Source organism: Thermocatellispora tengchongensis, from assembly GCF_014202315.1.
Classification (GTDB): domain Bacteria; phylum Actinomycetota; class Actinomycetes; order Streptosporangiales; family Streptosporangiaceae; genus Thermocatellispora; species Thermocatellispora tengchongensis.
Genome location: NZ_JACHGN010000041.1, coordinates 1 through 12999, shown reverse-complemented (window position 1 = coordinate 12999; position 12999 = coordinate 1). Strand labels below are relative to the sequence as shown.

10 protein-coding genes and 1 pseudogene are annotated in these 12999 nt (G+C 72.6%); 7 read left to right on the top strand and 4 right to left on the bottom strand.

What is annotated here, in order from left to right; genetic code table 11:
- Window positions 1-38 precede the first annotated feature (38 nt).
- Window positions 39-1412, bottom strand: coding sequence for an ABC transporter substrate-binding protein (locus tag HNP84_RS49590; RefSeq protein WP_185057138.1), 1374 nt, complete (start codon window positions 1410-1412; stop codon window positions 39-41).
- 100 nt (window positions 1413-1512) lie between these two features.
- Window positions 1513-2541: a LacI family DNA-binding transcriptional regulator gene (locus tag HNP84_RS49585; RefSeq protein ID WP_185057137.1), complete on the bottom strand. Its 1029-nt coding sequence runs from the start codon at window positions 2539-2541 to the stop codon at window positions 1513-1515.
- A 119-nt stretch (window positions 2542-2660) separates the two neighbouring features.
- Between HNP84_RS49585 and HNP84_RS49580 the strand changes: the two genes are divergently transcribed.
- From HNP84_RS49580 to nrfD, 4 genes are all read left to right on the top strand, one after another.
- Entirely contained in the window at window positions 2661-3713 is a 1053-nt protein-coding gene (locus HNP84_RS49580) for a thiopeptide maturation pyridine synthase (RefSeq protein ID WP_185057136.1), read from the top strand.
- Window positions 3695-6895: a formate dehydrogenase gene (gene fdh, locus HNP84_RS49570; RefSeq protein WP_312927432.1), complete on the top strand. Its 3201-nt coding sequence runs from the start codon at window positions 3695-3697 to the stop codon at window positions 6893-6895. Before HNP84_RS49580 ends, fdh begins: the two co-directional genes overlap by 19 nt.
- Before the next feature lie 4 nt (window positions 6896-6899).
- Window positions 6900-7655, top strand: a complete 756-nt coding sequence (locus HNP84_RS49565; RefSeq protein WP_185057161.1) for a 4Fe-4S dicluster domain-containing protein — start codon at window positions 6900-6902, stop codon at window positions 7653-7655.
- A gap of 113 nt (window positions 7656-7768) precedes the next feature.
- Entirely contained in the window at window positions 7769-8758 is a 990-nt protein-coding gene (gene nrfD / locus HNP84_RS49560) for an NrfD/PsrC family molybdoenzyme membrane anchor subunit (RefSeq protein WP_185057135.1), read from the top strand.
- On the opposite strand, the gene selD is transcribed toward nrfD, so the two are convergent.
- Window positions 8703-9683 (bottom strand): selenide, water dikinase SelD, encoded by a 981-nt coding sequence (gene selD, locus HNP84_RS49555; RefSeq protein WP_185057134.1) that lies wholly within the window; start codon window positions 9681-9683, stop codon window positions 8703-8705. The genes nrfD and selD overlap by 56 nt on opposite strands.
- Before the next feature lie 71 nt (window positions 9684-9754).
- Entirely contained in the window at window positions 9755-10678 is a 924-nt protein-coding gene (locus HNP84_RS49550; RefSeq protein WP_246519622.1) for a zinc-binding dehydrogenase, read from the bottom strand.
- 97 nt (window positions 10679-10775) lie between these two features.
- Here HNP84_RS49550 and HNP84_RS49545 point away from each other — a divergent pair, with 97 nt between their 5' ends.
- From HNP84_RS49545 to HNP84_RS49535, 3 genes and pseudogenes are all read left to right on the top strand, one after another.
- Window positions 10776-11345 (top strand): TetR/AcrR family transcriptional regulator, encoded by a 570-nt coding sequence (locus HNP84_RS49545; RefSeq protein ID WP_185057133.1) that lies wholly within the window; start codon window positions 10776-10778, stop codon window positions 11343-11345.
- 118 nt (window positions 11346-11463) lie between these two features.
- Window positions 11464-11820, top strand: coding sequence for a VOC family protein (locus HNP84_RS49540; RefSeq protein WP_185057132.1), 357 nt, complete (start codon window positions 11464-11466; stop codon window positions 11818-11820).
- Window positions 11821-11971: 151 nt separating this feature from the next.
- Window positions 11972-12999: pseudogene (locus HNP84_RS49535) on the top strand (excinuclease ABC subunit UvrA); the annotation flags it as partial.

The following is a 12999-nucleotide window of genomic DNA, read 5'->3' as shown; positions in this document are numbered from 1 at the left end:
GGCGGGGTCCCGGCGCGGCGGCCGGGACCCCGCGGCGCTCAGCCCTGCTTGGCCAGGACCTTGTTGGCCTTGGCCTCGGCGTCGGCCAGCAACTGGTCGATGTTCGCGTCCTTGCGGGTCAGCACCGCCGACATCGGGGTGTCCAGGATCGCGTACAGCTCCTGCGCCTTGGGCGGCTCCAGCTTGCCGGTGATCGTGCCGGCCTTGGCGACGTACGCGGCGTAGTTCTGGGTCGGCACGGTCGCCGACTCCTCGCGCAGCTTCAGGATCTCCTTGCCGGGGGCGGTGTCGCCGTACAGGTCGGGGTACGGCAGGCCGACGGGACGGCCGATCTGCTTGGCCCGCGCGTAGTCGAACTGGCCCTTGCCGGGGGTGAGGAACTTGAACTCCAGCCAGGCGAGGCCGGCCTTGATCTTCTCGGGGGACGCCTTGGGGTTGAACATGTAGCCGTCGCCGCCCGACAGCGACACGGTGGACTCGGGCACCGGGGCCACGCCGTAGTCCTCGAAGTTGCCCTTGAAGTCGTTGTTGACCGCCTGCACCACGTCGGGGGCGCCGAGCATCATGCCGAGCTTGCCGCCGCCCATCATGCGCATCAGGTCCTCCCACTGCAGGAGCTGCTTGCTGCCCATGGAGTTGTCCACCCAGCGCATGTCGTGCAGGTTCTGCAGCACCGCCTTGCCCTGCGGGCTGTTGAAGGCGGCCTGCTTGCCGTCGGGGGTGACCATCTCGCCGCCGCGGGCGTACAGGGAGGCGGTGAAGTGCCAGCCGCCGGTGTTGCCGGCGGAGTACTCCCCGAAGCCGACGTAGCCGGGGCCGAGCGCGGCGATCTTCTTGGCGGCCTCGCGGACCTCGGCCCAGGTCGCCGGCGGCTTGTCCGGGTCGAGCCCGGCCTGGGTGAACAGCTTGCGGTTGTAGACCAGCCCCATGGAGTAGTTGTTGCGCGGCAGCCCGTACACCTTGCCGTTGGAGGAGAAGACGCTCATGACGTCCTGGCGCAGGTCGGAGTAGCCCTTGACGTCCTTGACGTACGGCGTGATGTCGGCCGCCTGGCCCGCGGCGATGATCTTGGCGACGTCGGTGAAGTAGACGTAGAAGACGTCCTCCATCGTGCCGCCCGCCAGCTTGGCCTGGAAGGTGTCGGGGTTGATGCACGGGAACGCGTCTTTGCCCTCGACGACGATGTTCGGGTGCAGCTTCTGGAAGGCCGCCACGTCCTCGTCCCACTCGCGCCGCTCGATCGCGTTCGTCTTGGGCGGCTGGCAGCCGACGGTGATGGTGACCTTCGCCCCTGCCCCCTGCGCGGGCGCGGTGGCGGACTCACCGCCGCCGCCGTCGCTGCCGCAGGCGGCCGCCAGGGACAGCCCGCCAGCCAGCAGCAGGCTCAGGCTGACGCGGTACCCGGTTCTCATAGGCCCTCCCAGGTGATGGCGGTGATGCCGTGTGCCCCACACCCTAAACAGGCCGAACAAGTTTCTGCAATGTTTCGACAGACTATTGCAAGATAACGACTCAATCACGCTGAGCGAGCAGCCGGGCCCGTGCCGGCCCGGTCGAGGCCCGCACCACGAGTTCGGGCTCGAACAGCAGCTCGTCGGCCGGGACCACGGCCTTGTCGATCTGCGCCACCAGCAGATCGACGGCCGCCCGGCCCATGGCGTCGATGGGCTGGCGCACGGTGGTCAGCGGCGGGTCGGTGCAGTTCATCAGCGCCGAGTCGTCGTAGCCGATCACCGACAGCTCGCCGGGAACGCTCACCCCGGCCCGGCGCGCGGCCCGGATCGCGCCGAGCGCGAGCAGGTCGCTGGCGCACACGATCCCGGTCACGCCCCTGCCGATCAGCCGGGCCGCCGCCGCGTGCCCGCCCTCCAGGGAGAACATCGTCCGCTCGACCAGCGCGCCGTCCAGGGGCACGCCCAGCGCCTCGGCCCGCGCCGAGAACGCCTCCAGCTTGCGCGCCGAGGGCGCGTGGTCGGCGGGCCCCAGCACCATGCCGATCCGCTCGTGGCCCAGCGAGACGAGGTGCCCCAGGGCCATCTCGGCGGCGACGGCGTCGTCGCAGGAGACCTGGGGGAAGCCCAGCCGCTCCACGGCCGCGTTCACCAGGACCGTCGGCAGGCCCCGCTCGCTCAGGCGCTCGTAGTGCTCGTGGGAGGCGTCGCCCTGGGCATACAGGCCGCCCGCGAACAGCACGCCGGAGACCTGCTGGGCCAGCAGCAGGTCCACGTAGTCGGCCTCGGGCACCCCGCCGACCGTGCGGGTGCACAGCAGGGAGGTGAACCCCTGCTGCGCCAGCGCGCCCCCGACCACCTCCGCGAAGGCGGGGAAGATCGGGTTGCCCAGCTCGGGCAGCACCAGCCCCACCAGCCGGGCCCGGTCGCCGCGCAGTTGCGTCGGCCGCTCGTAGCCCAGCACGTCCAGCGCGGTCAGCACCGCCTCGCGGGTCGCCTCGGAGACCCCGGGCTTGCCGTTGAGCACCCGGCTCACCGTCGCCTCGGAGACCCCGACCTTCTTCGCCACTTCTGCAAGCCGCCGCGTCATACCGCAAACTATACGCGGAGATTACGCAAATGATTGCGGTGTATCGACCGTTTTCTTGCGGCGACGTCGTCGTCGAGCGACCCGTTTACGCCTTCGCCGCCCCGAAGTACCATGCGCTCATGGGAGCGCTCCCACACGCTGCGTGGCACTGCGTGCACGTCTACTACCACGCCCCGGACAAGGACGGCCTGCTGCTGGACGCGGTGCGCCCGCTGTTCCGGGAGATACGGGCGCATGTGGAGGCCGCCTACGTGCTGCGGCACTGGCGGCAGGGGCCGCACCTGCGGCTGAACGTGCGCACCGACCGGCAGACCTGGGAGGGGTTCGTCCGGCCCCGCATCGACCAGGTGATCGGGGACTATCTGCGCCGGCACCCCTCCACCACCGTGCTGGACCAGCGGGAGAGCCTGGCCTGGCACCGCCTGCTGGCGATCAGGGAGCAGGAGCGGGGCCCGCTCACCCCCTGGCACCCGGACAACTCGATCCGCGACGCGCCGTTCGACCCGCGCGGGCATGTGCTGGGCGGCGACGCCGCGGTGGAGCTGCTGACGACCTTCTACTCCGACAGCACGCCGCTGCTGTTCGCGATGCTGGACCACGCCCGCGCCGGCCGGGACTCCAAGCGCGACCTGGCGGTGAACCTGCTGCTCACCGCCGCGTACGCGGGCCGCCCGCTCGCCGAGGGGCTGGCCTCCTGCCGCGCGCACGCGGAGGCGTACATCACCTGGTCGGCCGACCCCGGCGGCACCCTGGCCGCCTTCGACCGCGAGTACCGGCTGCGCCGCACCCGCCTGGTGCAGCGGGTCCGCCACGTCCTCCGCACCCTCGACGGCACGGCGCCGGGGCCGCACGAGAGGGGGACGCAGGAGGCGGCGGCGTTCGTACGCGAGTGGGCGGCGCTGCTGGCCCGGTACGCCCGCCGCCCCGAGGTCCCGGCCCCGCGCCCGCCCTCCTCCCGGCCGCTCCCCCGCCCGGTCACCCGCGCCGGGGACGCCGCGCTCGACTACACCTACCTGCACCTGGAGCGCCTCGGGCTGACCTCGCTGCAGCGGTTCTCGGCGCTGTACCAGGTCGCCAGGGCCGCCGGCGCCGTCGCTGCCGCCGCTGCCGCCGGAGAGGAATATGTCCCGGAAGAGCGGGCAGGACACGGCTCGTGGGGATGGGGGACCTGATCGGGCGCTGGCCGGTGTACCGGCAGCTCCGGGCCGCCCTGGGCGGCGCGCCCGGCGACGCCGACGGGCGCGGGGCCGCCGCGCGGTCACGGCGCACCGACGCCCTGGTCCCCCGCACCGGCGAGGCCGACTCGGTGGCGCGCTCGGTGTGCCCCTTCTGCGCGGTCGGGTGCGGCCAGCTCGTCTACGTCAAGGACGGCGCGGTCACCCAGATCGAGGGCGACCCCGACTCGCCGATCTCCCGGGGACGGCTGTGCCCGAAGGGAGCCGCGAGCAAGCAGCTCGTCACCCGGCCCGAACGGCCCACGAAGGTGCTGTACCGGCGGCCGTACGCCACCGACTGGGAGGAGCTGGACCTCGACGCGGCGATGGAGATGATCGCCGACCGGGTCGTGGCCACGAGAAGGGAGACCTGGCAGGAGCGCGACGGCGGCGCTGTCGTGCGGCGCACCCTGGGCATCGCGAGCCTGGGCGGGGCGACGCTCGACAACGAAGAGAACTACCTGATGAAGAAGCTCTACACCGCTCTGGGCGCGATCCAGATCGAGAACCAGGCCCGTATTTGACACTCCTCCACCGTCCCCGGTCTGGGGACCAGCTTCGGGCGCGGCGGCGCGACGACCTTCCAGCAGGACCTGGTCAACAGCGACTGCATCGTCATCCAGGGCTCCAACATGGCCGAGTGCCATCCGGTGGGGTTCCAGTGGGTGATGGAGGCCAAGGAGCGCGGCGCGAAGGTGTTCCACATCGACCCGCGCTACACGCGTACGAGCGCGATGGCCGACGTGCACCTGCCGATCCGGGCGGGCAGCGACATCGTCCTGCTCGGCGCGCTGATCAACCACGTGCTGCAGGGTGAGCACGACTTCCGCGAGTACGTCGTCGCCTACACCAACGCCGCCGCGATCGTCTCGGAGGACTTCCGCGACACCGAGGACCTCGACGGGCTGTTCTCCGGGTTCGACCCCGAGCGGGGCGCGTACGACCCGGCGAGCTGGGCGTACGCCGGGAGCGAGCGGCCGGAGCGGGCAGAGCGGGCCCATGGCGGGCGGGTGCACGCCGAGGCGGCGCGGCCCGACCAGTACGGCTCCGGCGGCGCGAGCGCGCCCGCCGAGCCCGAGCGGGACGAGACGCTGCGCCACCCGCGCTGCGTGTACCAGGTGCTCAAGCGGCACTTCTCCCGCTACACGCCGGAGGTGGTCGAGGAGCTGTGCGGCATCTCCCCGGAGGACTTCCGGCGCCTGGCCGAGGCCGTCGTGGCCAACAGCGGCAGGGAGCGCACCACGGCCTGGGTGTACTCGGTGGGCTGGACGCAGCACACGGTCGGCGTGCAGTACATCCGCACGGCCTCGATCCTGCAGCTCCTGCTGGGCAACATCGGCAGGCCGGGCGGCGGGATCCTGGCGCTGCGCGGGCACGCGAGCATCCAGGGCTCGACCGACATCCCGACGTTGTTCAACATCCTGCCGGGCTACCTGCCGATGCCGCACGCGCAGGTGAACCTGGACCTGGAGTCCTACCTCCGGCACGCGGGCGCGGAGACCGGGTTCTGGGGCAACAAGCGGTCCTACGTGGTCAGCCTGCTCAAGGCGTGGTGGGGCGAGGCCGCCACCGCGGACAACGACTACTGCTTCGACTACCTGCCGCGGCTGACCGGCGACCACGGCACGTACACCACCGTGCTCGGCCAGATCGACGGCACGGTCAAGGGGTACTTCGTGGTGGGCGAGAACCCCGCGATCGGCTCCTCGGGCGGGCGCACCCAGCGGCTGGGCCTGGCCAACCTGGACTGGCTCGTCGTGCGCGACCTGACGCTGGTGGAGACCGCGACGTTCTGGAAGGACGGGCCGGAGATCGCCACCGGCGAGATGCGCCCGCAGGACATCGGCACCGAGGTGTTCTTCCTGCCCGCCGCCAGTCACGTGGAGAAGGAGGGCACCTTCACCCAGACGCAGCGGCTGCTGCAGTGGCGCGAGAAGGCCGTGGAGCCGCCCGGCGACTGCCGCAGCGACCTGTGGTTCTTCTACCACCTGGGCCGGCTGATCAGGCGGCGGCTGCTCAACGACGAGATCGACCGGCCGCTCCGCGACCTGACCTGGACCTACCCGGAGATCGGGCCCACGCGGGAGCCGTCGGCCGAGGCGGTGCTGCGCGAGATCAACGGGGTCGGGCCCGACGGGAAGGCGCTGTCGTCGTACCTGGAGCTGAAGGACGACGGCTCCACGCGGTGCGGCTGCTGGATCTACTGCGGCGTGTACGCCGAGGACGTCAACCAGGCGGCGCGGCGCAAGCCGGGGCGCGAGCAGTCGCTGGTCGCCCCGGAGTGGGGCTGGGCGTGGCCGCTGAACCGGCGCATCCTGTACAACCGCGCCTCCGCCGACCCGCAGGGACGGCCGTGGAGCGCGCGCAAGGCGTACATAAGCTGGGACCCCGAGGCGGGGGCCTGGGTCGGCGACGACGTGCCCGACTTCGAGCGGGACAAGCCGCCCGGCTACCGGCCGCCGCCGGGCGCGACCGCCCAGGACGCCATCGCCGGCGACTCGCCGTTCGTGATGCAGGCCGACGGCAAGGGCTGGCTGTACGCGCCGTCGGGGCTGGTGGACGGCCCGATGCCCACGCACTACGAGCCGCACGAGTCGCCGGTGCGCAACACGCTGTACGGCGTGGGCTCCAACCCGGCCCGGCGGACGTACCACCGGCCCGAGACGCCCTACAACGACGGCGTGGAGCGCTTCCCGTACGTGCTGACGACGTACCGGCTGACCGAGCACCACACCGCGGGCGGCATGAGCCGGACCCTGCCCTACCTGGCCGAACTGCAGCCGGAGATGTTCTGCGAGGTCTCGCCGGAGCTGGCCGGGCTGACCGGGCTGGAGAACGGCGGCTGGGCCACCATCGTCACCAGCCGCACCGCGATCGAGGCGCGGGTGCTGGTCAGCCCCCGGATCAGGCCGCTGCGGCTGGCCGGGCGGACGATCCACCAGGTCGGCGTGCCCTACCACTGGGGCTGGGCGGGCGGCGGCGTGGTGACCGGCGACGCGGCCAACGACCTGATGCCGATCGTGCTGGACCCGAACGTCTTCATCCAGGAGAGCAAGGCGACGACCTGCGACATCCTTCCCGGCAGGCGGCCGCGGGGCAGGTCGCTGCTCGAACTGATCGAGGAGTACCGGCGTGAGTGAGCGCATGGGGTTCTTCACCGACACCAGCGTCTGCATCGGGTGCAAGGCGTGCGAGGTGGCGTGCAAGGAGTGGAACCAGATCCCCGACGACGGGTTCGTCTTCAACGCCACGTCGTACGACAACACCGGCGCGCTGGGGGCGAGCACGTGGCGGCACGTCGCCTTCATCGAGACGTTCACCGGCGACGGCGAGGGCGGCTGGCTGATGGCCTCCGACGTGTGCAAGCACTGCACGCACGCCGCCTGCCTGGACGTCTGCCCGACCGGGGCGCTGTTCCGCACCGAGTTCGACACCGTGGTGGTGCAGGCGGACATCTGCAACGGGTGCGGCTACTGCGTCCCGGCGTGCCCGTACGGGGTGATCGACCGGCGCGAGCGCGACGGCCGGGCCTGGAAGTGCACCATGTGCTACGACCGGCTGCGCGGCGGCCTGGAGCCCGCCTGCGCCAAGGCGTGCCCCACCGACTCGATCCAGTTCGGGCCTTTGGACGAGCTGCGCGAGCGGGCGGAGCGGCGGGTGGAGACCCTGCACGCGGCGGGCCGGGAGGACGCCCGCCTGTACGGCGCCGACCCCGGCGACGGCGTGGGCGGCGACGGCGCGTTCTTCCTGCTCATGGACGAGCCGGAGGTGTACGGCCTGCCCCCCGACCCGGTCGTGACGACCCGCGACCTGCCCTCGATGTGGCGCTGGGCGGCGGGCGCGGCGGCGGCGATGCTGGCGACGGCGGCGCTCTCGTTCACCAGGCGGGGTGGCCGATGAACCGGCGCGGGGACGGGAACTCCCGGGGGGACGCTGACACACGGGGAGAGGCCGGCGCACGGGGGGACGCGACCCCGCGGGGGGACGGGTCCCGGCGGGGCGGGGAGCGGGCGATGGTGCCGGAGGCCGACTTCCGTTCGTACTACGGCAGGCCGGTCATCAAATCGCCGATCTGGCATGAACCCCACATGCCGACATATCTCTATCTGGGCGGTGTGTCCGGTGCGTCGGCGCTGCTGGCCGCCGGTGCGCACCTGTCCGGGAGCCACCGGCTGGCGCTCACCGCCAAGCTCACCGCCGCGGCCTCGGCCGCCGCGGGGGCGGGCTTCCTGATCGCCGAGCTGGGCCGCCCCGACCGCTTCCTGAACATGCTGCGCGTCCTGAAGCCCACCTCACCCATGAGCATCGGCTCCTGGATCCTGGCCGCCCACGGCACGATCACGGCCGCCGCCGCGGGCTCGGCGATCACCGGCCTCCTCCCCCGCCTCGGCGCCGCCGCCACGCTCGCGGGCGCCGTCACGGGGCCGGCGATGGCGACGTACACCGGCGTCCTGGTCGCCGACACGGCCGTGCCCGCCTGGCACGAGGGCCGCCGCGAGCTGCCGTTCCTGTTCGCCGGCAGCGCGCTGGCGGGAGCGGGCGCGCTGGCCATGCTCGCCACCCCGTACGCCGAGGCGTCCCCGGCCCGGCGCGCGGCGGTGCTGGGCGCGGTGGCGGAGACGGCCGCGATGGAGATCATGCTGCGCCGGCTGGGCATGCACGCCGAGACGTATCAGCGGGGAAGCGCGGGCCGTCTCGTCCGTGCCTCCCGCGCCCTGGCCCTCGCGGGCGGCGCGGCAGCGGCGGCGGCGGAGGCGGCCAAGGCTGTGCCCCGGGCGCGCAGGGCCGGCAGGGCGGGCAGGGCAGGCAGGGCAGGCAGGGCGCTGAGCACGGTGGCGGGACTGGCGCTGACCGCGGGCGCGCTCTGCACCCGCTTCGCCGTGCTGCGCGCCGGAAAGGCGTCCGCCGAGGACCCCAAGTACACCGTGGTCCCCCAGCGCGAGCGGGTCACCGCACGAGCAGCGTCGCCTCACCGGGAGGGCGCGGAACCAGCTCCCCGATGACCGCGGCCCCCGGCACCTCCCCGGCCACCAGCAGCCCGCCCGACGTCTGCGCGTCGGCGAGCAGCAGCAGCTCCTCCTCGCCGGCGGCGGTGTCGAGGTGCGGCGCCACCCAGGCCAGGTTGCGCCGCGTCCCGCCGCTCACGTAGCCGTCGCGCACCGCCTCGCGCGCCCCCGCGACGTACGGGACGGCGGACGCGTCCACGACCGCCCGCACGCCCGAGGCGCGGGCCAGCTTGAACAGGTGCCCGAGCAGCCCGAACCCGGTCACGTCGGTCGCGCAGCGCGCCCCCGCCGCCAGCGCCGCCCGCGCGGCGTCGCGGTTGAGCGCGCACATCACCGCGACCGCCTCGGGGAACACCTCCCCGGTGGCCTTGTGCCGGTTGTTCAGCACGCCCAGGCCGAGCGGCTTGGTCAGCGACAGCGGCTGCCCGGCCCGCCCGGCCCCGATCCGCAGCAGCCGCCCGGGATCGGCGGTGCCCGTGACGGCCATGCCGTACTTCGGCTCGGCGTCGTCCACGCTGTGCCCGCCCGCGACATGGCACCCGGCCTCGCGCGCCGTCTCGGCGCCGCCCCGCAGCACCTCGGCCGCCACCTCCATCGGCAGCGTCTCCCGCGGCCACCCCAGCAGGTTCACCGCGAGCAGCGGCTCGCCGCCGACGGCGTACACGTCGGACAGGGCGTTGGCGGCCGCGATCCGCCCGAACGTGTACGCGTCGTCCACCACCGGTGAGAAGAAGTCGGCCGTGGCCACGACCGCCCGCTCCCCGTCCAGCCGCACCACCGCGGCGTCGTCGCCGTCGTCGAGCCCGATGAGCAGATCGTCGTCCGGCTTGACCAGCCCGGACACCATCGCCTCCAGCTCCCCCGGCGGAATCTTGCACGCGCAGCCGCCACCGCGCGCGTACTGCGTCAACCTGATTGTCATGGGGGTACCCTTCCCCGCTGGAGGCGTATTGCCCTGGCCGCCCTCCGCGGTGTCCCCACGGCCGTGGTCCGTCAGCCCGCCGCCGGTTCCACGTCCAGGACCGCCTTGCCCGCGATGCGCCGGTCCAGCAGCGCTCGGGCGGCCTCGGCGACGCGTTCCCAAGGCCCGCGCCAGCCGACCTCCGGCGAGAGCCGCCCGGCGGCCACGAACCCCAGCAGGGTGGCCAGATCCGGGCCGGCCTCGTGGACGTCGCCGAACGTGCTCATCGTCTTGGCCGGGCCGATGGAGAACATCGAGTACGGCGCGAACACCGCCGGCTCGTCCGACGCCCAGCCGATGTTCTTCACACCCCCGCCCGGGGCGAGGAGTTCCCAGGCCGCGGCCAACTGCGGCCCGCCCACGGTGTCGAGGATGAGGTCCACCGGCCGGTCGATGCCCTGCAGACCGACCACCACCTCGTGGGCGCCGAGGCCGGTCAAGCCGGCGGCGCGGGCCGGCGATCCCACCGAGGCGATCACATGGGCGCCGCCCAGGGCCGCCAACTGGACCGCGTAGCGGCCGACGCCCCCGGCCGCTCCGGTGATCAGGACCCGCCGGCCCAGGATGGGGCGGGAGCGCAGGGTGCGCAGGGCGGTGATCCCGGCCATCGGCAGCGCGGCGGCGTCGGCGAGGCCGACCTCGGCGGGGACCTCGGCCACCGCGGTGGTGTCCACGGCCATCCGCTGCGCCCACGCCCCGGTGCCGAAGGCCGCGACTCTGGCGCCCACGGCGGGTCCGGTGCCGTCGGCGGCGGCGCGTACGACGACACCGGCGGCGTCGTAGCCGTGCACGGTTCCGGCCGGACGGCGGCCGGCGAAGGCCACCTCGCCGCGGTTGAGCGATATGTGCCGGACATCGAGCACCACCTGGCCGGAGGCGGGCCGGGGTTCGGGGGCCGTGCCGAGCCGGAGGGAGCCGGGGGCGGCGGGATCGACGACGAGGGCGCGCATGTCCATACGAGGCTCCTTCGGAGACGACGTCATCCGGACCAGCAGTCCGGTTGACGCACGGTAGCATATGCGGACTGACAGTCCGTCTTGGTGGGGGATGCCGATGGCCCAGCAGCGAGCCGAACGCGCCGACGCGGCCCGCAACCGCCGCGCCGTGCTCCAGGCGACCGAGCGGCTTCTGGCCGAAGGCGGGGGCGACCACGTGTCGCTGGATCGCGTCGCCGCCCTGGCCGGGGTCGGGAAGGGCACCGTGTTCCGCCGCTTCGGCAGCCGCGCCGGGCTGTTGCAGGCGCTGCTGGAGGAAAGATCGCGCGAGCTGCGCGACGCGGTCCGGAACGGGCCCCCGCCGCTGGGTCCCGGAGCCCCCGCCCGGGACCGGATGCTCGCCTTCCTCGACCGGCTCGGCGCCATCGCCGAAGGCAACGCCGTGCTGCTGTCCGCGCACGAGCAGGCGTGCGCGGAGGACAAGTACGACGATCCCAGCTACCGGTTCTGGCACGGCCACCTCAGCGGCCTGTTCGCCGAGGGACGCCCCGATCTCGACTCCGGCTTCCTGGCCCACGCCCTGCTCGCCGTCTTCGACGGCGACCTGATCCGCCACATGACACCGCCCGGCGACCCCCGCCGCTTCACCCGCTCCATCCAGCAGATGGCCACGGCGCTGCTCGGATGACGATCCGGAAGGGCGCCCGAACCGGTCAGGAATCGAGAAGCGCCGCTCCCGAAGCCGCGGCTAGCGTCGTCTTCGTCGTTCGATCAGGACGTACCGAGCCACGACTTCAGGAGTGACCATGACCGGCTCTGCCACCCAGGGGATCAAGACCGTGCTGCACCCCGTGTCCGATCTGGAGAAGGCGAAGGCGGTGTACTCCGCCCTGCTCGGCGTGCAGCCGCAGGCCGACGGGCCCTACTACGTCGGCTTCGAGGCCGAGGGCCAGCACATCGGGCTGGTGCCGGGCGGCGGTCCGCAGGGCATGACCTCGCCGGTCGCCTACTGGCACGTGCCGGACATCGAGGCGAAGCTGGCCGAGGTCACCGCGGCCGGCGCCACCGTGAAGGAGCCCGTGCACGACGTCGGCGGCGGCCGCCTGGTGGCCACCTTCACCGACCCCGACGGCAACGTCCTGGGGCTGCTTCAGGACCGATGAGCACGGCTCCATCGCTCCCGCCCCGGGCCTTGACGGAGGCTCCACGGGCCAAAGCGACGGAAAAACCAGACATACTGCTCAAAGCCCGGCAGACCACGCCGGGCTTCGGATGCCGCGACGGCGGCCCGCGTACGACGGAGAAGGAGACAGGATGAGCACGGCCTCGAGTACGGACACGCGGTCGCCCGCGCTGCCCGCCGCCGACAGCCACGATTGGATCCGCGTGCACGGCGCGCGCGAGAACAATCTCAAGGACGTCAGCGTCGAGATCCCCAAGCGCAGGCTGACGGTGTTCACCGGCGTCTCCGGCTCGGGCAAGAGCTCACTGGTGTTCGACACGATCGCGGCGGAGTCGCAGCGGCTGATCAACGAGACCTACAGCGCCTTCGTGCAGGGCTTCATGCCCACGCTGGCGCGGCCCGAGGTCGATGTGCTCGAAGGGCTGACGACCGCGATCATCGTGGACCAGCAGCGGATGGGGGCCGATCCCCGCTCCACGGTGGGCACCGCCACCGACGCCAACGCGATGCTGCGCATCCTGTTCAGCCGGCTCGGGCAGCCGCACATCGGCCCGCCGAGCGCGTTCGCCTTCAACGTCGCCTCGGTGCGGGCCAGCGGTGCGATCACGGTCGAACGCGGCGGCGCGAGCAAGGCCGTGAAGCAGACCTACACCCGCACCGGCGGCATGTGCACCCGCTGCGAGGGCCGGGGCACGGTCACCGACATCGACCTCACCCAGCTCTACGACGACTCCAAGTCGATCGCCGAGGGCGCGTTCACCATCCCCGGCTGGAAGTCGGACAGCTGGTGGACGGTCCGGGTCTACGCCGAGTCGGGCTTCCTGGACCCGAACAAGCCGATCCGCGACTTCACCAAGAAGGAGATGCACGACTTCCTCTACCGGGAGCCGACCAAGGTGAAGGTCGAGGGCGTGAACCTCACCTACGAGGGGCTGATCCCCAAGATCCAGAAGTCGTTCCTGTCGAAGGACAAGGAGGCGATGCAACCGCACATCCGGGCGTTCGTGGAACGCGCGGTCACCTTCACCACCTGCCCCGACTGCGACGGCACCCGGCTCAGCGAAACCGCCCGCTCCTCCCGCATCAACGGCCTCAACATCGCCGAGGCATGCGCCATGCAGATCAGCGACCTGGCCGAATGGGTCCGCGGCCTGGACGA